23 protein-coding genes and 4 tRNA genes are annotated in these 21,455 nt (G+C 67.7%); 21 read left to right on the top strand and 6 right to left on the bottom strand.

The annotated features are described in order from the left end of the window. Positions 1-100: 100 nt before the first annotated feature. The 3 genes from M6D93_RS17375 to M6D93_RS17365 are packed head-to-tail and all read right to left on the bottom strand — an operon-like array spanning position 101 to position 2,011. Positions 101-604 carry a beta-class carbonic anhydrase gene (locus M6D93_RS17375; RefSeq protein ID WP_249771165.1) on the bottom strand — a complete coding sequence of 168 codons (504 nt, stop codon included), beginning with the start codon at positions 602-604 and terminating at the stop codon, positions 101-103. A 22-nt stretch (positions 605-626) separates the two neighbouring features. Next, positions 627-1,508 (bottom strand): glucose-1-phosphate thymidylyltransferase RfbA, encoded by an 882-nt coding sequence (rfbA, locus tag M6D93_RS17370; protein WP_249771163.1) that lies wholly within the window; start codon positions 1,506-1,508, stop codon positions 627-629. Positions 1,509-1,519: 11 nt separating this feature from the next. After that, positions 1,520-2,011 (bottom strand): YajQ family cyclic di-GMP-binding protein, encoded by a 492-nt coding sequence (locus M6D93_RS17365; protein WP_249771161.1) that lies wholly within the window; start codon positions 2,009-2,011, stop codon positions 1,520-1,522. Between the two features lie 145 nt (positions 2,012-2,156). On the opposite strand from M6D93_RS17365, the gene M6D93_RS17360 reads away from it, so the two are divergent. The 7 genes from M6D93_RS17360 (at position 2,157) to M6D93_RS17330 (ending at position 4,299) form a co-directional block, all read left to right on the top strand. After that, a tRNA-Tyr gene (locus M6D93_RS17360) sits at positions 2,157-2,238 on the top strand. A 311-nt stretch (positions 2,239-2,549) separates the two neighbouring features. Then, positions 2,550-2,622 (top strand) — tRNA-Thr (locus M6D93_RS17355). Positions 2,623-2,708: 86 nt separating this feature from the next. Continuing rightward, a tRNA-Met gene (locus M6D93_RS17350) sits at positions 2,709-2,782 on the top strand. A gap of 42 nt (positions 2,783-2,824) precedes the next feature. Continuing rightward, positions 2,825-2,989, top strand: a complete 165-nt coding sequence (gene rpmG, locus M6D93_RS17345) for a 50S ribosomal protein L33 (protein ID WP_249771159.1) — start codon at positions 2,825-2,827, stop codon at positions 2,987-2,989. 145 nt (positions 2,990-3,134) lie between these two features. Further along, positions 3,135-3,590 (top strand): MaoC family dehydratase N-terminal domain-containing protein, encoded by a 456-nt coding sequence (locus M6D93_RS17340; RefSeq protein WP_249771157.1) that lies wholly within the window; start codon positions 3,135-3,137, stop codon positions 3,588-3,590. Then, entirely contained in the window at positions 3,587-4,015 is a 429-nt protein-coding gene (locus tag M6D93_RS17335; protein WP_249771155.1) for a MaoC family dehydratase, read from the top strand. Before M6D93_RS17340 ends, M6D93_RS17335 begins: the two co-directional genes overlap by 4 nt. Further along, a complete protein-coding gene (locus tag M6D93_RS17330; RefSeq protein WP_249771153.1) occupies positions 4,012-4,299 on the top strand; it encodes a GNAT family N-acetyltransferase in 288 nt (95 codons plus the stop codon). The genes M6D93_RS17335 and M6D93_RS17330 overlap by 4 nt, the downstream gene beginning before the upstream one ends. Before the next feature lie 3 nt (positions 4,300-4,302). Here the strand turns inward: M6D93_RS17330 and M6D93_RS17325 are convergent, their stop codons facing one another. Then, complete coding sequence (locus M6D93_RS17325) at positions 4,303-5,619, bottom strand: aspartate aminotransferase type Ic (protein WP_249771151.1); 1,317 nt, start codon at positions 5,617-5,619, stop codon at positions 4,303-4,305. A gap of 198 nt (positions 5,620-5,817) precedes the next feature. Here M6D93_RS17325 and M6D93_RS17320 point away from each other — a divergent pair. From M6D93_RS17320 to M6D93_RS17255, 14 genes are all read left to right on the top strand, one after another. Continuing rightward, positions 5,818-5,890: transfer RNA gene (locus M6D93_RS17320), tRNA-Trp, on the top strand. Positions 5,891-5,967: 77 nt separating this feature from the next. Next, positions 5,968-6,249: a preprotein translocase subunit SecE gene (gene secE, locus M6D93_RS17315; protein WP_249771149.1), complete on the top strand. Its 282-nt coding sequence runs from the start codon at positions 5,968-5,970 to the stop codon at positions 6,247-6,249. 70 nt (positions 6,250-6,319) lie between these two features. Beyond that, positions 6,320-7,210: a transcription termination/antitermination protein NusG gene (gene nusG, locus M6D93_RS19440; RefSeq protein ID WP_283818603.1), complete on the top strand. Its 891-nt coding sequence runs from the start codon at positions 6,320-6,322 to the stop codon at positions 7,208-7,210. Positions 7,211-7,276: 66 nt separating this feature from the next. Continuing rightward, positions 7,277-7,708, top strand: coding sequence for a 50S ribosomal protein L11 (rplK, locus tag M6D93_RS17305; RefSeq protein ID WP_249771147.1), 432 nt, complete (start codon positions 7,277-7,279; stop codon positions 7,706-7,708). A gap of 136 nt (positions 7,709-7,844) precedes the next feature. Next, on the top strand, positions 7,845-8,561 hold the full coding sequence (gene rplA / locus M6D93_RS17300; protein ID WP_249771145.1) for a 50S ribosomal protein L1: 717 nt from the start codon (positions 7,845-7,847) through the stop codon (positions 8,559-8,561). A 496-nt stretch (positions 8,562-9,057) separates the two neighbouring features. After that, complete coding sequence (locus tag M6D93_RS17295; protein ID WP_249771143.1) at positions 9,058-9,645, top strand: RNA polymerase sigma factor; 588 nt, start codon at positions 9,058-9,060, stop codon at positions 9,643-9,645. After that, positions 9,642-10,148 (top strand): hypothetical protein, encoded by a 507-nt coding sequence (locus tag M6D93_RS17290; RefSeq protein WP_249771141.1) that lies wholly within the window; start codon positions 9,642-9,644, stop codon positions 10,146-10,148. The genes M6D93_RS17295 and M6D93_RS17290 overlap by 4 nt, the downstream gene beginning before the upstream one ends. Positions 10,149-10,241: 93 nt before the next feature. Next, positions 10,242-11,879: a S8 family peptidase gene (locus M6D93_RS17285; RefSeq protein ID WP_249771139.1), complete on the top strand. Its 1,638-nt coding sequence runs from the start codon at positions 10,242-10,244 to the stop codon at positions 11,877-11,879. A 112-nt stretch (positions 11,880-11,991) separates the two neighbouring features. After that, positions 11,992-14,541 (top strand): CHAT domain-containing protein, encoded by a 2,550-nt coding sequence (locus M6D93_RS17280; RefSeq protein ID WP_249771137.1) that lies wholly within the window; start codon positions 11,992-11,994, stop codon positions 14,539-14,541. Between the two features lie 67 nt (positions 14,542-14,608). Continuing rightward, entirely contained in the window at positions 14,609-16,855 is a 2,247-nt protein-coding gene (locus M6D93_RS17275) for a hypothetical protein (protein ID WP_249771135.1), read from the top strand. 326 nt (positions 16,856-17,181) lie between these two features. Then, positions 17,182-17,874, top strand: coding sequence for a 50S ribosomal protein L10 (gene rplJ / locus M6D93_RS17270; RefSeq protein WP_249771133.1), 693 nt, complete (start codon positions 17,182-17,184; stop codon positions 17,872-17,874). Between the two features lie 49 nt (positions 17,875-17,923). Continuing rightward, positions 17,924-18,310, top strand: a complete 387-nt coding sequence (gene rplL / locus M6D93_RS17265) for a 50S ribosomal protein L7/L12 (protein ID WP_249771131.1) — start codon at positions 17,924-17,926, stop codon at positions 18,308-18,310. 170 nt (positions 18,311-18,480) lie between these two features. Continuing rightward, positions 18,481-18,909, top strand: a complete 429-nt coding sequence (locus M6D93_RS17260; protein WP_249771129.1) for a MarR family winged helix-turn-helix transcriptional regulator — start codon at positions 18,481-18,483, stop codon at positions 18,907-18,909. 316 nt (positions 18,910-19,225) lie between these two features. Further along, a complete protein-coding gene (locus M6D93_RS17255; RefSeq protein WP_347343693.1) occupies positions 19,226-19,669 on the top strand; it encodes an OsmC family protein in 444 nt (147 codons plus the stop codon). Between the two features lie 97 nt (positions 19,670-19,766). Here the strand turns inward: M6D93_RS17255 and M6D93_RS17250 are convergent, their stop codons facing one another. After that, positions 19,767-19,976, bottom strand: coding sequence for a hypothetical protein (locus tag M6D93_RS17250; protein WP_249771125.1), 210 nt, complete (start codon positions 19,974-19,976; stop codon positions 19,767-19,769). Between the two features lie 137 nt (positions 19,977-20,113). Continuing rightward, a complete protein-coding gene (locus M6D93_RS17245) occupies positions 20,114-21,391 on the bottom strand; it encodes an MFS transporter (protein ID WP_249771123.1) in 1,278 nt (425 codons plus the stop codon). Positions 21,392-21,455: the final 64 nt, after the last annotated feature.

The raw sequence follows: 21,455 nt of genomic DNA, 5'->3' as shown, positions 1-21,455 counted from the left end.
CGTCGGCGCCCCGAAGGCCGCGCCAGCATCCGCCCGAGCGTCGGTCCGAGCATCCGCCCGATCATCCGCCCGATCATCCGCCCGGGGGTCTCGACGCGGATCAGCGAACCTCGGTGATCTCGGCGGTCCGGACGTCGAACACGAAGCCTCGCACTGAATCGCGGTGCACGAGCCATGGGCATGACCGGATGGCCGCCACCGAATCGCGCACGCTCTGCTCCACATCGGTGAACCCGGGCACGTCCCACGGTGGTTGCTGACCAGATTCGGCGGCCAGCTCGGCTCGGAATCGCGCGTCGTCGAAATCGAGCATGCCGCAGTCGGTGTGCTGGATCACCGCGACCTCGCGGGTGTTCAGCTTGCGCTGGCTGATCGCCAGCGAACGCAGAGTGTCAGGGGTGGCGATACCTCCGGCGTTGCGAACCAGGTGGGCATCGCCGATCCGCAACCCCAGCGCCCCGAACAGCGCCAGTCGCGAATCCATGCACGCCAGCACGGCGACGTGGAGTTCAGGCTCCCGGTCGTGGGGTTCGGGAAACCCTTCGACGTAGGTTGCGTTCGCGGTCAGGAAGGTGTCGATCGCGCCACTGCTGGGCTGGCCCACGACTGTGTCCTCTCTTTTCTGCTCAGGAGCGGGCGAGCGCTCGGGTGGCGACGTCGACGATGTACTGCCCGTACCCGGACTTGGCCAGCGCGCGGCCCTGGGCGAGGGCCTGCTCCGGGGTGATCCAGCCCTTGCTGAGGGCGATCTCCTCCAAACAGGCGATCCGGACGGCCTGCCGGTGTTCCAGAACCTGGACGAAGAGGCCGGCCTCCAGCAGCGAGTCGTGCGTGCCGGTGTCCAGCCATGCGGTCCCGCGGCCGAGGTCGATCAGTTCGGCCGTGCCCCGTTCGACGTAGACGTTGTTGAGGTCGGTGATCTCCAGTTCCCCTCGGGCCGATGGCTTGAGGGAGGCCGCGATGTCGCAGACGTCCCGGTCGTAGAAGTACAGCCCGGTGACCGCCAGATCCGACTTCGGCTCGGTGGGCTTCTCCTCGATCGAGAGCAGCTTGCCCTCAGCGTCGGCCTCGGCCACTCCGTACCGCTCCGGGTCGCGCACGCGGTAACCGAACAGTCGGCAGCCGCTCTGCAGGTCGGCGGCATCCGAGAGACTGGCACCGAGGGCGTGACCGTAGAAGATGTTGTCGCCCAGGACCAGGGCGGCGGTGTCACCGCCGATGTGGTTCTTGCCGATGATGAATGCCTCCGCCAGGCCATTGGGCTCGGGCTGGACCGCGTAGCTGATCGCGATCCCGAAGTCCGAGCCGTCGCCCAGGAGTCGTACGAACTGTTCCTGGTCATGAGGCGTCGTGATGATCAGGATGTCGGAGATTCCCGCGAGCATCAGCACCGACAGCGGGTAGTAGATCATCGGCTTGTCGTAGACGGGCAGGAGTTGCTTGCTCACCGCGCGGGTGATGGGGTGCAGCCGGGTGCCGGAGCCCCCTGCGAGGATGACGCCTTTCATTCGTGCTCCGTTCAGCGGTAGTTGGTGAACTGCAGGGCGACGCCGAAGTCCTCGCCCTTGAGCAACGCGATGACAGCCTGCAGGTCGTCGCGCTTCTTGCCGCTGACCCGGAGCTGGTCGCCCTGGATCTGGGCCTGGACACCCTTGAGGCCGGCGTCGCGCACAGCCTTGGAGATCTTCTTGGCGACCTCGGACTCGATGCCCTGCTTCAGAGTCGACGTGATCACGTACTGCTTGCCCGAGGCTTTGGGTTCGCCGGCGTCGAGCGCCTTGAGGGAGATGTCGCGCTTGATCAGCTTCTCCTTGAACACCTCCAGAGCTGCCGTCGCCCGCTCCTCCGTGTCGGCCCGGATGACGACCCCGAGTTCACCGGACCAGTCGACCGAGGCGTTCGTCCCTCGGAAGTCGAAGCGTTGGGAAAGCTCCTTCGCGGCCTGGTTGAGAGCGTTGTCGGCTTCCTGACGATCGATCTTGGAGACGACGTCGAAGGACGGATCGGCCATGACTGAGCACTTCCTCTCGCTGGCTACGGTGCTGGCCGGACAGAGCTGCGTCGTGTCCGAACGGAGCCAGGTTACCGGCCGTGCGACGGGCGGTTCCGCTCGTGTACCCTCAGCTGCGCACCAAGCCACACGGCAGTGTGCACACGGCGGTTTGCCCGAGTGGCCAAAGGGAGCAGACTGTAAATCTGCCGGCTATGCCTACGTTGGTTCGAACCCAACAGCCGCCACAGGCCCCGATCGCGCTGAATGGTCAGCCCGAGCGGGGCCTTTGTGTGTCCGGGGTCGGCTGACGTTGAATTTGTGTCCGGATTGTGAGCCAGATCACAGAAAATCGGGACTGTATCCGTCGCTGGGGGTTGCAGGTCGACTACCCACGGTTCATACTTGGAAAGCCCTGGTGGTCGTTCCCCCGTGCGATCACCAGGGCTTTTCCATGCCCGGACGGCGGCCATGCGGTCGATTCGGAATTCGGACGACCGGTCATGTAAAGTTCAGCGGGCGCCTGGGACAGCGGGCGTTGACAAAGTTCATATCGCGTGCCCCCTTAGCTCAGTCGGCAGAGCGTCTCCATGGTAAGGAGAAGGTCTACGGTTCGATTCCGTAAGGGGGCTCTGGTTCGCTCGAAGGCCTGTTCGCCCGTCGTCCTCGGGTGGGCCGGGATCAAACCCTGATCAGTGCGCCAAAGCAAGACCATCAGGGCGGGGTAGCTCAGCCTGGTAGAGCAAGCGGCTCATAATCGCTGTGTCGCCGGTTCAAGTCCGGCCCTCGCTACCGAAGACTCACGCACCACCTAACTCACCGAAAGGTACGACCGTGGCCGCCACCGACGTACGCCCGAAGATCACTCTGGCTTGCCAGGTCTGCAAGCACCGCAACTACATCACCAAGAAGAACCGGCGCAACGACCCGGACCGCTTGGACCTGAAGAAGTTCTGCCCGAACTGCGGCAAGCACACCGACCACCGCGAGACCCGCTAGCCCGTCGGCGCCCCTCGGGTCGCCTGCCTGCTCGGCGCTGCACCACATCCAGGCGCGATCGATCGCCTCGACCCCTTTCAGGGCTGTCCCACCACCGGGGCAGCCCTGAATTCGTCTTGTGCCCTCGCCTAGTACCGTCGCTGGCATGCCGCTGGATGAATCGTTCGTGGGCCGCGTCTACCCGCCCACCGCCGCCTACGAGGTCGGCCGGGAGAAGATCCGTGAATTCGCTGAGGCCATCGGCGACGACAACCCGGCCTATACCGACCCGGGCGCCGCCCGGGCGCTGGGATATCCGGATGTCATCGCGCCGCCGACCTTCCCCATCGTGATCACCATGAAGGCCGCAGGAGCGATCATCGCCGACCCCGGGTTGGGTCTGGACTACACCCGCGTGGTGCACGGCGAGCAGAGTTTTCTCTACAGCCGCCCGGTGCACGCCGGAGACGTACTGCAGGTGACTGCCTCGGTGGAATCGATCCGCTCGGCCGCGGGCAACGACCTGATCACCACACGCAGCGAGGTCACCACGCTCGACGGCGAGCACGTGGTCACGGCCCTGTCGACCCTGGTCGCCCGGGGAACGGCGGCCGCCGAATGAGCCCGACTCTGGCCGACCTCGCGGTGGGCACCGAATTGCCGAGCGCGACCTTCCCCATCGAACGCGTCAGCATGGTGCGTTACGCCGGAGCCTCCGGTGACTTCAACCCCATCCACTGGAACGAAGACTTCGCCAAGCAGGTCGGCCTGCCGGATGTGATCGCCCACGGCATGCTCACGATGGCCATCGCGGTCCGGGTCGTCTCCGACTGGGCCGGTGACCCTGGAGCCGTGGTGGAGTACGGGGTCCGGTTCACCCGCCCGGTCGTGGTTCCGGCTGACTCCGGCGCGGCCCTGCACGTCAGTGCGAAGGTGCGGTCGATCGACAGCGCGGCGGGTACCGTGGTCGTCGACGTGACGGCCTCCGTGAACGGCGAGACGGTGCTCGCGCGTGCGCGCGCCACCGTGAAGGTGCCCGCTTCATGAGCGAGCAGGTCGAACTCATCCGCAACGATGAGGCCGGCCGGTACGAGCTGACGGTCGACGGGCGCCGGGTCAGCCTGGCCGACTTCTACGAGCGCGACGGCGTCGTGGTCATTCCGCACACGGAGACGCTGCCTGCCTACGGAGGCCGTGGCCTGGCGGGCCGGCTGGTGAGGTTCGCGCTGGACGACATCGCCGCGCAGGGCAAACGCGTCGACCCGGCCTGCCCGTTCGTCGCCGTCTACATCCAACGCAACCCCGAGTACCGGCCGTTGCTGGTCGGCTGAGCGTCAGGACTGGGCTGCGTCGTATTCCTCGCTGGCCAACCGGATGCAGACCGCGACCACCCGCATGGCCAGCTCCACGTCGGCCAGCTCGGGCCGGGTGGGTGCCAGGCGGATGTTGGTGTTGGTCTCGTCCCGTCCGGGCGGGAAGGTCGATCCGGCTGGGGTCAGGCTGACCCCGGCACCGTTGGCCAGCTCCACGACCTTGTCGGCGATCGGTCGCGTGGTGTCGAGGCTGACGAAGTACCCGCCCTTGGGGCTCGTCCACCGCGCCAGGCCGGTTCCGCCCAGCTCGCTGGACAGGATCTGCTCGACCGCGGCGAATTTCGGCGCGATCAAAGCCGCGTGCGCGCTCATCAGGCCGGCGATGCCGCCGGGGTAACCGCTGAGGAACTTCACGTGTCGCAGCTGCTCGATCTTGTTCGGGCCGATGGACAAGGCGAACAGGTACGAGCTGAGATGCGCGATGTTGGTCTCGCTGGCCCCGACGAAGCCCAGTCCGGCGCCGGAGAAGGTGATCTTGGAGGTGGAGGCGAAGACGTAGGCACCGTCGGGATTGCCGGCCGCGGCCACCAGCTCGACGAAGTTGACGGGGGTGTCCCGGTCGGTGTCGGACAGGTGGTGGGCCCGGTAGGCGTCGTCGGCGAAGATCGTGAAGTCGGCGGCGGACGCGGTCAGGGCCGCCAGCCGCTCGGCCTTCGCCGCCGAGATGGTCTCGCCGCCGGGGTTCGAGTAGGTCGGCACGAACAGCACTCCGCGCACCGACGGGTCGCGCTCGACGAGGGCCTCGATGGCCTGCACGTCAGGACCGTCGGCCTGCATGTCCACCATCGCCAGCCGGAATCCGAGGCTTTCCAGCAGCGTGAAGTGCCGGTCGTAGCCGGGCGTAGTGACGACGATCGTGGGGGCGTGCGCGGCCCACGGACTCCGATTGCGCGGTCCCTGCAGCAGCATCTGGGTCAGGACGTGGCCCTGCAGTTCCAGGCTCGCGTTGTTCCACACCAGGACGTTGGCCGCGGCCAGACCCAGGTAGTCGCCGAAGAGTTCGCGGGCCTCCGCCAGCCCCGCGACGCCGCCCGGGTAGTTACGGATGTCGATACCGCCGGCGGCCACGACGTCGTCGGCCCCGACCGCCTGGAGCAGCGCGTTGGACAGGTCGAAGTCGGCGTCGGACGGTTGGCCCCGCTGCATGTTCAGCTTCAGCCCCCGGGCCTTGTAGGCGTTGTAGGCGTCGTAGGCCTCGGAGGCCTCGGAGGCGTCGGAGGCCGGGCGGGCGGGTGAGCCGAGGGATGGGTTCACGGTCGGGGAGGTCGGAGCCGTCATGACCTCTAGGCTATCCGGTGGGTCCGTCGTGAATTTTCGTTACCCGACGCCAACCCCTACACTTGCTACTCGGGTCCGTTGGGGCCGTGCGCAAGCGTGCGCGCTTGAGGTCGTGAACCGTCCTCCGGTCGACGCGTTTGTCATGGTTGCAGGGGTTCCACCTCGGTTCTGTCGCCGCCGTTCGGCGGCCGGAATCGAAGGGGTGTGGCTCAATTGGTAGAGCACCGGTCTCCAAAACCGGCGGTTGCAGGTTCAAGTCCTGTCACCCCTGCGCCATTCAGCGCCGATGTCGGCAGGCACTTGTTTCGCAGGTGCCGGCTTGCGGCGGCGCTTCCGAGAGGAGAACACGTGACCGAGACGCAGGAAGCACCTGCTCCGTCCTCGCGCCCGAACAAGGGGACGGGCGGAGGCGGGCTGAGCCTGCTCTGGCGGTGGCTACCGCTTCTCGTCACAGCAGTGCGCCGACGCTTCCGCGAGACCGTGGCGGAGATGCGAAAGGTGCTGTGGCCCTCCCGCAAGGAGATGATCACCTACACCACGGTGGTGATCGTGTTCGTGGTGATCATGGTGACCATCGTGGCTGTGCTCGACCTCGGCCTGGCCAAGGCCGTCCTCGCGGTGTTCGGCTGATCCACCCAGGTGCGGCCCCGACCGGAGCACACCCCGCCCCATCGCACCACAACAGCAAGGAAGAGACCCTGTGACTGAGTTCGACAACGACCAGCGCGACGACGTGCTGTCGACGTCCGCTGCGACCGCGGAATCGGTGGAGCTGCCGACCCTGGACGTCGAGGACCAGGTCTACGGCGTCACGCGCGAGGAGAAGTACAACGAGGCCGCCGAGGAGGCTGCCGACGAAGCGTGGGTCGAACACGTCAACGAGGTCGAGGCCGAGCTCGTCGCCGACGACGCCGCGGCGGCCTCGCACACAGCAGACGCTGACACCGACAGCGTTGCCGGTATCGAGGAAGAAGAAGCCGAGCAGGACCCGATCGAGGAATTGCGTGCCCAGCTGCGCCGCTCGCCGGGTGACTGGTACGTCATCCACTCCTACGCGGGCTACGAGAACAAGGTGAAGACCAACCTCGAGAGCCGGATCTCCTCCCTCGACATGGAGGACTACATCTATCAGGTCGAGGTGCCCACCGAAGAGGTCATCGAGATCAAGAACGGCAAGCGCCAGCAGATCAACCGCAAGGTGTTCCCGGGCTACATCCTGGTCCGGATGGATCTGACCGACGACTCCTGGGGTGCCGTCCGCAACACCCCCGGCGTGACCGGTTTCGTCGGCGCCACCTCCAAGCCCTCGCCGCTGTCCCTGGACGAGGTCGTAAAGATCCTCGCGCCGCCCGCGACCAAGGCCGCCGCGCCGCTCAAGGCCGGCGAGAGCGCCAGCAGTTCGGGCCCGGCCCAGGTCGAGGTCGAGTTCGAGGTCGGCGAGTCGGTGACGGTCATGGACGGCCCGTTCGCCACCCTGCCGGCGACCATCAACGAGATCGACGCTCTGCACGCCAAGCTCAAGGTGCTGGTGTCCATCTTCGGCCGCGAGACCCCGGTCGAGCTGTCCTTCGCCCAGGTCTCCAAGATCTAGAACGGTCCCTCAGTTCCACGGGCCGTTCGAGTCCCAGCAATTCCAGCAACCAGAAGAAGAGAAGACATGCCTCCGAAGAAGAAGCTCACAGCGATCATCAAGCTGCAGATCCAGGCCGGTGCGGCCAACCCGGCTCCGCCGGTCGGTCCCGCGCTGGGTCAGCACGGCGTCAACATCATGGAGTTCTGCAAGGCGTACAACGCGGCCACCGAGTCGCAGCGCGGGCAGATCGTCCCGGTGGAGATCTCGGTCTACGAAGACCGCTCCTTCACCTTCGTCACCAAGACCCCGCCGGCGGCTCGGCTGCTGCTGGCCGCGGCCGGCGTCCCCAAGGGCTCGGGCGAGCCGCACAAGACCAAGGTCGCCAAGGTGACCATGGCGCAGGTCCGCGAGATCGCCGAGACCAAGAAGGAAGACCTCAACGCCAACGACATCGACCAGGCCGCGAAGATCATCGCCGGCACTGCTCGCTCGATGGGCATCACGGTCACCGACTAGTTGTTCGAACCGTGTCCGGCCCGGGAAGCCGAGCCGGACATCGCCCGGGCTGACCTCAGCCGGGGTGTCCACAGATTGCGTGGGAGGACGCCGAGGGACGGCGTCCGGTGACCACTGACAGAAACGGAGCACCACCATGGCAAAGCGCAGCAAGGCCTACGAGGCCGCCGCCAAGCTCATCGAAGCCGACAAGATCTACAGCCCGCTGGAAGCTGCCCAGATCGCCGTCCAGGCTTCGCCGAGCAAGTTCGACGGGACTGTCGAGGTCGCCATGCGCCTCGGAGTCGACCCGCGTAAGGCCGACCAGATGGTTCGTGGCACGGTCAGCCTGCCGCACGGTACTGGCAAGACTGCCCGCGTCATCGTGTTCGCGACGGGTGAGCAGGCGGCCGCAGCCACCGCAGCCGGAGCCGACAAGGTCGGCAGTGACGACCTGATCCAGGAGATCACCGAGGGCTACCTGGACTTCGACGCCGCCATCGCCACCCCCGACCAGATGGCCAAGGTCGGCCGGATCGCTCGTATCCTGGGCCCGCGTGGCCTGATGCCGAACCCGAAGACGGGCACCGTCACGCCGGACGTGGCCAAGGCCGTCAACGACATCAAGGGCGGCAAGATCACGTTCCGGGTGGACAAGCAGTCGAACCTGCACTTGATCATCGGCAAGGCGTCGTTCAAGCCCGAGCAGCTCGTCGAGAACTACGCCGCTGCGCTGGATGAGGTCCTGCGCTCCAAGCCGTCCTCGGCCAAGGGCAAGTACCTGCGCAAGGTCAACTTCTCCACCACGATGGGCCCGGGCATCCCGGTCGACACCAACCGGACCCGCAACCTGCTGGAGGAACCGACCGCCTGATCTGGACGGTTCTTCCCGGTCTACCCGAGCGAATGGGCAGTTCCGGCGCGAATGGGCAGGTACAAGTGCCCATTCGCCGCCGAACTGCCCATTCGCGTATCCGGACGTGAGTCAGGCCAGCGGTGGCGTGTCGATTCCCCCGAGATCGATCCAACGGCCTCCGGGACGGACCCGGCCACCGAACCACACGCTGCTACGCCCGACCCAGTGGCCCATCACCACGCCGGTTCGTCCAACACGCTGATCAGGAGGGCCTCCGGCCGCCCCTGATACCGCCGTCCCGACATTCGTTCGCCGGGGCACCGACCGCGATCACCGTCCCCGACAAACGGGGCGTTCTTCGCGAGATTCGTCTCACCCGCCCGAGGTATCAGAAGCGTCCCCCATTTCTCCTTGTGTTCGTAAGCGAGGTTGGGAGACAGTCTTGTCACAGCTGTTCCCTGGGCGGTTGACACCGGTCGGGGTCGGGGTTCCGAACAGACGGAATGGTCAGACGATGGTCAACGCTGAAGCAGAACACTCGACATTGGCTTGCCGGGCCGGTGACGCCTTCGCGGCGTACCGGGACGGGAACGCGGGGGCGATGGCGTCCCTGGTCGAGATGCTGACGCCGATTCTCTGGCACACCGTCCGGGCTCAGCGGCTGGACGCCACCACCACCGAGGACGTCTTGCAGACGACCTGGTTGGCGTTGGTGCGAAGTGCCGACAAGATCGCCGATCCGAGATCGGTTCTGCAGTGGCTGATTGTCACCGCGCGTCGCGAGGCGTGGCGAGTGTCGCGGGGACAGTCACGGCAGACCCCGACCGAGCTGGTCGACGAGGACTTCGTGAGTGCGGAGGAATCGCCGGAAGCGCTGGCGCTGCGCAGTGACTCCGAGAAGCTGCTCTGGCAGCACGTCTCGGCACTGCCGGACCGGTGCCGGGAGTTGCTGCGGGTCATCGCGTTCGCAGACCGCCCGGACTACGCGGAACTGGCTCGTTCGCTCGCGATGCCGGTCGGTTCGATCGGGCCGACTCGTGGGCGTTGCCTGGCCAAGCTGCGTGCCTCACTGACCACTGACGCTCGATGGGAGCCTCGATGAACACGCCGAACCCCACGGACTGGGAAACTCTTGCCGGCGAAGCCCTTGACCCCACCGACGATTTGATCATGACGCAGCTCTCGAGTCTGTACGACGCGATCGATCCGGTACCCGCCGACCTGGTCGACCGTCTGAGCTTTGCCATCAGCCTCGACGCCCTCAACGCCGAGCTGGCCGAGCTGGTCGCCCTGCCACTGGAGGCGATGGCCGCCCGCGGCGCCGAGACGAGCGAAGTCAAGACCCTCACGTTCACCAGCGACAGCCTGACCACGATGGTCAGCATCAGTCCGGCCGGGCCGGACCGGGTCCGCATCGACGGATGGTGTGCTCCGGGCGCCGGTGTGCGAGTGGAACTGCGCCAGGTCGAGACGACCATGAGTGCCGATGCCGACGAGGACGGCCGGTTCGTCTTCGAGGAGGTTGCGCACGGCCTGACGCGCTTCGTGGTTCAACTTGCGGGGGAGAACCGGCCGCCCGTGATCACGCCCGCCGTGGAGTTGTAAGCCGTGCGGACTGCGCGTGCCCAAGCCCGACGCCGTGGGCAGCACACCCTGAGCCCGAAGGCTATTCGCGTTCTCACACCCTGAGATGGAGCCATGACTTCGAACGAGCGCCCGCCCGGCGATACCCCGCCGCAGCCCACCCCGAGTCGTCGCCACGAACCCAACCTCTCGCCGCCGGACTACGTGATCAACAACCACGGCGCACGGACGCTCGACCCCGCCGGGGCCCTGACACTGCCCGGGCAGACGGTTCGTCCGACGGTGTACGTGGCCAACAAGCTGCTGGTGCGCGACGGCGACGACCCGCAGGTCCGGCAGGCCCTCGACGCCGCCGCGGCGCGGTTCAAGCTCAAGGTCGTGCCTGACGGGGACGATCCCGAGATCCGTGCGCTCGCGCAGGAGGCGGACCTGACCGAGCTGGCGATCCGGGTCCTGAACATCCGGGTGCGGCTCGAGCCCGACACCACCGAGCCGATCCCGCCGGCCGATGCCTGGGCCGTGCTGCAGGTCTACCGCTCCATCGTCGGGCCCGGCACGGAGCTGGCCAACCGGGTGAGCCTGGAACACCTGCTGACCGCGACCAGCGTGGACATCGGCGGCTCGCCGTTCATGAAGGGCGGTCCGTTCATGAAGGGCGGTCCGTTCATGAAGGGCGGTCCGTTCATGAAGGGCGGCAGTGCCAGTTCGCAGTACGGCGATCCCGGTTTCGGCGGGCGGACTCCGGTGACCTGGGCGGGCCTCGCCCCGGTGCGTGCTGATGAATCCGAAGCCAGGACGCGCGGGCGACGCCCGGTGGTGGCCGTCCTCGACACGGGGGTCGGACGTCACCCGTGGCTCCGGTCGCCGGTCGTCAAACGCAATCTGACCGTCGGCGCACTCGAGATCGGTTTCCACGACGCGGCCACCGATCCCGAGCAGGGCGGCGCGCTGGATGACCCACTGGAGGGCACCCTGGACTCCGACGCGGGCCACGGGACCTTCATCGCCGGACTGATCCGGCAGCTGTGCCCGAACGCTGACATCCTCGCCATCAGGGTCATGCACAGCGACGGCGTCGTGCCCGAAGGGGATTTCCTCGTCGCGCTCAACCGGCTGTTGCTGCGCCACGCGCTCGGCCAGGCGCTGAACCGGCCGGAGTGGATTGTCGACGTGGTGTCACTGTCGCTGGGCTACTACCACGAACTGCCGGCCGACGTGGCCTACGACCAGTTGCTGCTCGAACCGTTGTGCGAATTCGGACGACGCGGGGTTGCGGTGGTAGCCGCGGCCGGCAACGACTCGACGAGCCGCCACATGTACCCGGCCGGCTTCGCGCCGCATGACGAAGGCCTGGTCCCGCTGGGGCACGACGCGATCCCGTTGGTCAGCGTCGGAGCGCTCAACCCCAACCTCGAGACCATCGCCCTGTTCAGCAACGCCGGCGACTGGGTGATCACGCACCGGCAGGGCGCGGCGTTGGTGAGCACCCTGCCGACGACCTTCGACGGTTCGTTGCAGCCACTCGCGGAGTTCTACGTCGAGGGTGACGGCGAGCGGGCGACGATCGATCCCGACGACTTCCACGGTGGTTTCGGCACCTGGAGCGGCACGTCGTTCTCCGCACCGATCGTGGCGGCTCAGATCGCGGAGGACCTCTGGCGCCACGGCGGTATGGATCAACTGGCCTCTTCGGCGGCCGTGGACCGGGCCTGGCACGCGGTCGAGAAGGTCAGCCGGCTGAAGCGGCCGTAACGACAGGGCGTTGCTGCGGTGACATGATCCGTTGGTGGCTCAGCGGGGTGAGGCAACAGGGACGGTTCGGCCGGGACCGCAACCGTCCGGCTCGGGCGCAACCGAGCGTGCGTTGTCGCGTGCGCGATCGCTGCACGCCCGCGGCGTGGAGGACAACAACGCCGGTCACCCGATGCGAGCGCGACGATCGCTGCGCACCGCGATCGCCGCGCTGGCCGCCGTCCGGGACTCCGGTGCGGGCGAAGACGTCGGTGAGCTGGCCGCCCGGATCTGGATCTCGGTGGCGACGGCCGAGAGTGAGCTGCAGGGCCTGCAGGCCGGCCTCGATGCCCTGGCCGAGGCGGAGCGGGCGCTGGGGGAGTGGGAGCTGCCGCAGGTGCGCGTCCTGGTGCACATGCAACGCGGGTACATGCACGTGCGCGGCGGAAACCTACAGGTCGGAATGGTCGAACTCGATCGAGCCGTCGACCTCATCGCGCACGCCGATGACGACCAGGCTCATTCGATCCTGCTCAACCGGGGCACGGCGCATCTGTTCGCCGGTCGGCTGAGGTCCGCGCGTGGTGATTTCGAGCGAGCGAGCGAGATCGCCGGACGGCTGAAACGGCTGCCCGACCTGGCCATGACTCGGCACAACCTGGGCTATCTGGAGTTCCTGGCCGGCAACCTCGCCCTGGCGCTGCGGATCATCGACGAGGTCATCGCTCTCGACGCCGACGTCTCGCGTGCCGTCATCCTGCTGGACCAGGCGCGGGTGCTCATCGAGGCGGGCTTGCACCGGGAGGCCGATGACGCGCTGCGCGAAGCCGGCACCCTGTTCGCGGCGGACCGGCTGTCCTCCGCAGTAGCGGAGGTGGAACTCGCGCGGGCCGAATGTGCCTTGCTGGACGGGGAGATCTCCGCCGCCCGCCGACTCGCCGCCAGTGCCCGCGATCGCTTCCGTCGACGGCGCAACGACCGGTGGCGCCGAGACGCCGAGTTGGTGCTGTTGCAGGCCGATCTGGCGGCCGGACGTCCCGGCAGCCGGCTGGCCCCGCCGGCGCTGCGGCTCGCCGAGGAGTTCCGGGCCGAGGGCCTTCCGACCCGGGCGCGCACCGCGCAGCTGGTGGCGGCCGAGGCCCTGCTGGCCGCCGGGCGATTGGAGCAGGCCCACCACGCCGCCACCGAGGCCGGCCCGATCCGGGCATCTGACGCCATGTCGGCGCGGCTGCACACTCGACTGGTGCGGGCGCGCACCCAGCTGGCCGGCGGCGATCGGGCCGGGGCCGGACGTGAGATCCGGACCGGACTGGCCGAGCTGACCCGGCATCGCGCCCAGTTCGGCAGTCTCGACCTGCAAACCGCCAGTGCGGTACACGGGCGCCAGTTGGTCGAGCTCGACCTGCGATTGGCCGTTTCCGACGGTCGCCCCGCAGCCGTGCTTGCCGCCGCGGAGCGGGGTCGCGCGATCTCGGCCCGGCTCCCGGCGGTCACCGCCCCGGCCGACGAGCTCACCGCCGACCTGCTCGCTGAACTGCGCCAGGCGACCGAGGAGCTGCGGACCATCGAGTCCGATCCGCTGGCGCGCGAGCGGGCCGGGGACCAGCGGCGCCGGATCGACGAGCTGCAGCAGAGCCTGCGATCCAGGGCTTGGCAGGCTACGGGTGCTGGTCAGGCCAGCGCCGTGACCGCAACCCCCGAGCTGCTGGTCGGTCTGGACGCCGCCGGTGCCGCGCTGATCTGCTTCGTCGAATCGGCGGGCCGGCTGCATGCGGCGGTCCTGATTCCCGGCGGCGGCTCCCGAGTGGTGCCGCTGGCCGAGTCCGGCGCCGTAGCGGAGGCGATCCGACGATGCCGCGCCGATCTGGACGTGCTGGCCAACGGTCACGTCCCAGCTTCGCTGCGCGCAGCGGTGCGCGCCTCGGTGACTCGCAGCCTCACGTGGCTCGATTCCGAGCTGATCCGCCCACTGGATCCGGGCACCGACCAGCTGGTGATCGTTCCTACCGGCCCGCTCGGCACGGTGGCGTGGGGGCTGCTGCCATCCCTGCGAGGACGGCCGGTCACGGTCGCACCGTCGGCAACGGCCTGGTACAGCGCCCAGATCGCGGACAGCCAGCCGCTCGTCGGGGTCGCTGTGCTGGCCGGCCCGGACCTCGCCCACGCCGGCGCGGAGGCGGCACTGATCGGGCGGCAGTGGCCGGGCGCCAGTCTGTTCGAGGGCGGGACGGCCGGACGTCAGCAACTGTTGTCGGCCATGCGCGACTGCTCGGTCGTCCACGTCGCCGCGCACGGCCAGCACCAGGCCGAGAACCCGTTGTTCTCCTCGCTTCGGCTGTCGGACGGCCCAGTCTTCGCCTACGAATTCGACGGCGCCGCCCGCGCCCCCGAACACGTCGTGCTCTCGGCGTGCGAGCTCGGCCAGGCCACGATCCGACCCGGCGACGAGGCGCTCGGCCTGACCAGCGTCCTGCTGCATCTGGGCTCACACGCGGTCGTCTCAGGGGTGGCGCGCGTCCACGACGAGATTTCGGCCCAGGTCATGGGTCGATATCACCGCGACCTGGCTGGTGGGGCAAGCTCGGCCCGGGCGCTGGCCGACGCCATCGAGGCGGCCCGCGACCTGCCCGCCCCCTTCGTCAACTTCGGCGCCAGCTGGCGGGTACCCACAGCGCTTGCCTAATCGCCGACACTGGCCGACAGTGACGGTGCCGGGTTACGTTGCCACGGTTCGTCCGAATGGAGCACCCATGTACCGAACCGGCCGATCGGTGCTGGTGAGCGCGGCCGCAGCGCTGGCCGGCATCACCGCGGTTGCGGTCGTGGCGAGCCTCGGCGCCCCCGCCGCGGTCGCGGATCCGAGTTCCCCGCAGGGCCGATCCTTCGACGCCCGCACCGCGGTCGTGCATGCTTCGGCCGACGGCGGAACCCCGGCGGGCATGTACCGAGCGCTGAGTACACCCCGGCGCGTGCTCGATACCGGCACGGCAGGTCTGGCCGCGGGCGCCGGCCGTACCGTGTCGGTCACCTCAGCGGGAGTTCCGTCCTCCTCCGCCGGCGTCCTACTCGAACTCGAGGTCCTCACGCCGGCTGCCGACGGTTCGATCACCGCCACGTCGGGCGGTACGTCCAACGGCACCAGCGCGTTGACCTACGCCACCGGACGCTCGGTGACCACGTCGGCAATGGTCCGGTTGAGCTCCGCCGGGACGCTTCGGTTGGGCAACAACGGACCGAAGAAGGTCCGCCTGGTCGTTTTCGCCCTGGGCTACGTCAGCGGCGGGCCCGCAACCGCAGCCGGCTCCTTGACCGTGCTGGGCACCCCCGCCCGCATCCTCGACACCCAGACCGGCGCCGGCGGTGTGCGCAAGCCCCTCCCCGCCGGCGGTGCGATCAACTACAGCCCGCTCGGTCGCGGCGGGGTCCCGGCCAGCGGGGTCTCGGCGGTCCTGGTGAACCTGAAGGTCATCGCGCCCAAGGCCGCGGGCTCGCTCGTCACCTATGCCTCCGGCACCGGGCGACCGGCCTTGTCCGACGTCTACTTCAGCGCCGGTCGCACCACCAGCAGCCTCGTGCTCGCGTCCTTGAGCAGCGATGGCCGGCTCGCGCTGGCCAATCGGGCCGCTCACGCGGTCCGGGTGGTGGCCGACGTGGTCGGCTTCGTGCACAGCGGCGTGCCTGACACCACCGGCGCGTTCGGCTCGGTCCCACCGGTCACGGTGCTCGACACCCGCAGCGGGATCGGGGCGCCTCGCCGCGCGGTCCCGGCCAGGGGCGGCGTCGCCGTTACGCTGGCCGGCCGCGGCGAGGTTCCGGCTCATGGCGTGTCTGCGGTACTGCTGCGAATCATCGTCGCCAGCCCGGGCGTTACGGGCTCGGTCACCGCCTACCCGTATCTCGGCGCCCGACCCGGGCAGGCGGATCTCGGCTTCACCGCCGGCGCCACCGCGGCGAACCTCGTCGCGGTGAACCTGGGCTCGGGCGGCGCGGTGGCGATCCACAACAACGCGGGCCGGGCGGTGCAGGTCGTCGCCGTCGTCGTCGGATACGTCCTCAACGCCGACCTGCCCAGCGCCAGCCTCAGCCGATACGTGCGCAACATCCACGGCACGCCGGCCGACGTCGGCACGATGTACGCCGAGGGCAAGACCGATGCGCAGAGCAACGGGTCCGGTGACCACGTGGTGGTGCTCGACATCGGGGCCCAGACGAACAACGCGGCACTGCCGAGCCCGGGTGTGCGCCTGAGCGCGACCGCTATCCGATTGACCTACGCCCAGCTGGTCACCGCGCTGCAGGGCTACCTGCACGGGTATCACGATGGTGGGGGTGGCGCTGGGGGCGGCGGTGGTGCCACGGTTGCCATCGCGGCGAGCAGCGCCGGCGTCTACGACCCCGCGACGATGGGCACGGACTGGGCTGACCAGGTCGTCGATCCGCTGGCTGCCTACGCCGGCGGTCTCGGTGCGGGCTTGACCGTCGTCGGGGCGAACGACATCGAGGCGGGATTCGCGATGACCGAAGCCGCCGTCGAGACGTGGATCAGCAGCTATCTCGCCGCGACCACCGGCCAACTCGTGTTCCTCGGTTCGGCCGATGCCTGCCCGACGGCCGCGGGAAGCACCGGTCGCAGTTGTGGCACCGTGCCCATCGCCGAGCCGCTGAACAACGGTCCGACGACCAACACCTGGACCCAGGAGCAGTACTACCGCATGGCCCACGGCCTGAGTCCGGCGCGCATCCTCGCTCTGCCGCAGATCTACTCACAGGCGCAGGCCGACCAGTGGGTCGACATCGACGCCACCAAGGCGACCTCCGCTTCCGACCGGATCGAATTCCTCGGACCGCTGACCGAGCAGGCGGCCTGCGCGCCGGCGGGTTCCGGCTGTACCAGTTGGACGCCCATCCGTGCCTATTACGCGTTGAGCGCGGGTCTGGCCTCGGTGCCCGTGCTGGCCGGCAGTCCGCTGCCCTACCTCACCGACCTGACCGTCTGAGCGTCTGGCCTCGTCGGTTCGTTCGGGCTGTCGTTCGGCTTGTTCGTTCGCCGGCCGACCGGCGGCTCGATTTGGCCGGACCGGGGCGCGGTGCGTACGCTGATGCACGATCCACCTGTTCCAATCCAAGACCGCTGGTCGCCGCATGCGCACATGCGTCCGAACAGCTCCGGAGCGCCGGAGCGGCCCGCGCAGGTTGGTACGAAGCCGATGCGAAGGCATCTTCCGCTCCGTGCGCCCTGCGCTCGGGGCGTTTCTGGTTTCTGCGGGGTAGTTCAGGCGCCCGTACTCATGTGGTTCAGCACGAGATACATGAGAGGAGGGACATGCCGAACACCGAGAAGGTCACCGCCGTCGCCGAGATCGTCGATCATTTCAACGAATCCTCTGCCGCTGTGGTCACCGAGTACCGCGGGCTGACCGTCAAGCAGATCAGCCAGTTGCGCCGCGACCTGGGTCGTGACACGACCTACGCGGTCCTGAAGAACACGCTGACCAGGCGCGCTGCCAGCCAAGCTGGGATCGCCATCGACGACAGCCTGCTGGTCGGTCCGACCGCGATCGCGTTCGTCAAGGGCGACCCGGTCGAGGCCGCCAAGGGCCTGCGTGATTTCGCCAAGACCAACCCGCTGCTCGTCATCAAGGGCGGTGTGCTCGACGGTAAGACGTTGAGTGCCGCCGAGGTCAACAAGATCGCCGACCTCGAGTCCCGCGAAGTGCTCCTCGCCAAGGTTGCCGGTGCCCTCAAGGCCCTGCCGACCCGCGCAGCCGGCCTGTTCCAGGCCCCGCTGTCGCAGGTTGCCCGCCTGGCGAAGGCGCTGGAGGAGAAGACCCCGGGCGAGGCAGCTCCTGCTGCCGAGGCCGCTGCTCCTGCCGAGGCTGCTGACGACGATGTTGACGCTGCTGTAGCCGAGGCTGGCGCTGAGGCGGCTCCCGCTGCCGAAGCGGCCGCAGCTACCGAGGAACCGGCTGCTGACGCAGCCGCCACTGAAGAAACTCCCGCCGAGCCGGCGGAGTAAGTAACCAACCTTTGCCGGCTTTCCGGCGATTGAAAGAAAGGACGCCATCATGGCGAAGCTCAGCACCGACGAGCTCATCGACGCGTTCAAGGAGCTCACCCTCCTGGAGCTGTCCGAGTTCGTCAAGCAGTTCGAAGAGGTCTTCGACGTCACCGCCGCCGCTCCGGTCGCGGTTGCCGCTGCCGCTCCGGGCGCTGCTGCCCCGGCTGAGGCCGAGGCCGAGCAGGACGAGTTCGACGTCATCCTCGAGTCGGCCGGCGACAAGAAGATCCAGGTCATCAAGGAGGTGCGCACCCTCACCAGCCTCGGTCTCAAGGAGGCCAAGGACCTGGTCGACGGTGCCCCGAAGCCGCTCCTGGAGAAGGTCAACAAGGAAGCCGCCGAGAAGGCCAAGGCTGCCCTCGAGGGTGCCGGCGCCAAGGTGACCGTCAAGTAAGACCACTGAGTCACCCGTCCGCGCCTGATGGTTCGGACTGGTCACCGGTTTCCGCCGAAGGGGCGGCTCGCACTCGTGCGGGCCGCCCCTTCTGCTGTTCGGTGGCCCGCCGTGCTGGCGCCCTTCGCGTGCGGACAACAAGATCGTGCGCGACTGATTATCCTGGGGTCATGGCTGATCCCATTGTCGTGGACGACTTCCTGTGCCTGGCTCTGTACCGGGCATCGCGCGCGATGACGGCGGCGTACCGCCCGCTGCTCGAGGCGCTGGGCCTGACCTACCCGCAGTACCTGGTGATGGCCTTGCTCTGGGAGTCCGGCCCGCAGTCCGTGGGACAGATCGGGCGAAGACTCAGCCTGGACTCCTCCACCCTCTCTCCGCTGCTCAAGCGTCTGGAAGGACTGGACCTGCTCTCACGTCAGCGCAGCGCCGTCGACGAGCGAAGCGTCGAGATCGCCCTGACCGCGTCCGGAGCCGCTTTACGCCGCAAAGCCACTGGCATCCCGGACGCCATCTGTGCCGCGACCGGCCTCGGCCTGAACCAGTTGAACGAGCTCGTCGGGGAGTTGCGTGAGCTTGCCTCCCAACTGGAGCCCTGACCCGTTCCCGTTGAGGTTGCCCTTGTTGTCGGGACCTTTGCGTTGAGGTTGCCCTTGTTGTCGGACGCGCCGCGTTGAGGTTGCCCTTGTTGTCGGGACCTTTGCGTTGAGGTTGCCCTTGTTGTCGGGACCTTTGCGTTGAGGTTGCCCTTGTTGTCGGACGCGCCGCGTTGAGGTTGCCCTTGTTGTCGGACGCGCCGCGTTGAGGTTGCCCTTGTTGTCGGACACGTCGGGCTATTGATCGTGCACGATTTAATCGAGTACGATGAAAATGTCGATCAATTGGTCGATGAACCGTTCACTTTGGAGGGCACTGATGCCTACTCGTACCGCTCGAACCGCTTGGACCGGCGATCTGCAGACCGGGTCTGGTCAGGTTGAACTGTCGAGCTCACACGTCGGCACCTACGACGTGTCGTTTCCCAAGCGCGCTGCTGAGAATGCCGGGGGCACCACGAGCCCCGAAGAACTGATTGCTGCTGCGCACTCTTCCTGCTATGCCATGCAGATCTCCGCGTTGATCGGCGAGGCCGGGGGCACGCCGCAGAGCGTGGACGTTACCGCCGATGTAGAACTCGGCCCAGACAAGGACAATGGCGGTTTCCGTCTGACGGGCATCAAACTCACCGTCCGTGGTGAGGTGGACGGGCTCGACGAGGCCGGCTTCGTTGCTGTGGCTCAGGCCGCCAAGGAGACCTGTCCGGTGAGCAAGGCTCTCACCGGTGTCGAGATCACCCTGGATGCCGCTCTCAAGAACTGACCCCTTTTGGCCGTTGAGGTTGCCCTCGTTGCGCACAACGAGGGCAACCTCAACGGGCGGGGGCGCGCAACGAGGGCAACCTCAACGGGCGGGTCGGCTATTCGGCTGCCAGTTCGCCAACGACGACACCCGGCAATGCATCCTCCATCCGGGTGACGGTCACGGTGGCGTTCTCACCACTCGTGGCGTCCCACTTCGCGATGAGCGTTTGGCTGAACGCCTGCGCGAGATCCCACGAATCGAACGGGCCGATCACCCGAGGATTGATCATGGGTTGGTCGGGGACCGTGATGACAACAACGAACATGCTGGGCCTTTCGTCCGGTTTGACAGCCAGTCAACCAGACCACTGGCCCGACGTCCTCGCAATACCCGCCCGGGCGCCATCGACGGCAGGCGGGCGGCCAATGGACAGGCACAGCGGATGGCCCCGGCAGCGCTTGGTCAGCGCGAGACAACCGCGAGCAGCGGAGCGCGGCTGCCGGCCGGCCGGAGCTGCAGGCGCAGGTGGCCGTCGTGGGCCAGCCTGAGCGCGACCACCACCGTCGCGATGCCGGGAACCACACCGGACACAAGCATGCCGGTGCGCGGCCCGAAGTGCTGATCGATTGCGCCCAGTAGTGGCCCGCCGATCGCACCGCTACCGATGAAGACCAGCAGGTACACGCCCATGACCCGCCCTCGGATTCCGTCCTCGGCGGCCAACTGCACCGTTGAGTTGGCGGAGGTCAGAAAGAGCAGAGTCGCGGCTCCGACTGCGGCCAGCAGCGCGGTGTACGCCCACTGCTCGCCGACTGCCGCAGTAAGCACGGTCAGCACGCACACGATGGCTCCGAGCATGGTGAGGCCGCGAAGGCGGGTTCTCGTCCTTCGCGCCGACACGAGCGCGCCGACGACGGAGCCGAGCGCCACCGCGGAGCTCAGGGTGCCGTACCCGCTGGCTCCGGAATGGAATTCGGTATTCGCGTATGCAGCCAGCGTGACGGGCAGATTGATGGTGAAGATGCCGAACATCCCGACCAGCGTCGTCGGCCACAGCACGTCCGGTCGTGATAAGACGTACCGCAGGCCGTCGCGAAGGCTGGCTCCTGATCGCGTGGTCGTGACCGTCCGATTCAGTTGAGATTCGTCGATACGCATCAGCGCGATGAACGGCGCTACGAACGAAAGGGTGTTGATCGCAAAGGAGTATCCCGACCCGACCGCGTTGATGAGATAGCCGCTGACGGCAGGCCCGATCAGCGCCCCGAGCTGAAACACCGATGCGTTGAGGGAAATCGCGTTTCGCAGTTGTTCGGGTCCGACCATCTCGTTGACGAACGACTGCCGAGTCGGGTTGTCGACGGCCGTCACGAGGCCTAGCCCGAACGCGATCCTGTATACATGCCAGGGGAGAACTCGATCAGTCAAGGTGAGCCACGCCAGGCCTGCCGACATGGACGCCATGCCGATCTGGGTCAGCAACAGCACCCTGCGCTTGTTGTATCGATCAGCGATCAGGCCGCCGTACAAGCCGAAAAGGAGCGTCGGCAGGAACTGTAGGGCGGTCGTGATTCCGACGGCCGTCGCACTGCCGGTCAGGGTCAGTACGAGCCAGTCCTGCGCGATTCGTTGTACCCAGGCTCCGGTGTTGGACACCACCTGCCCGGAGGCGAAGAGCCGGAAATTGCGGGTACGTAGGGATGAGAAGGTGGACGTGAACGAGGCGGTGGGGGTGCTCAACGGGCATCCAATGCTGGTTTCGTGTAGTTGCTTCTGTAATCCTCGTCCGCGAAGGGGCATTCCA

Origin of the sequence: Jatrophihabitans telluris (genome assembly GCF_023516435.1) — a bacterium.
GTDB classification, from domain to species: Bacteria; Actinomycetota; Actinomycetes; order Mycobacteriales; family Jatrophihabitantaceae; genus Jatrophihabitans_A; species Jatrophihabitans_A telluris.
Note: the sequence above shows the minus strand (reverse complement) of the source record. Positions and strands in the feature narration are given on the sequence as shown.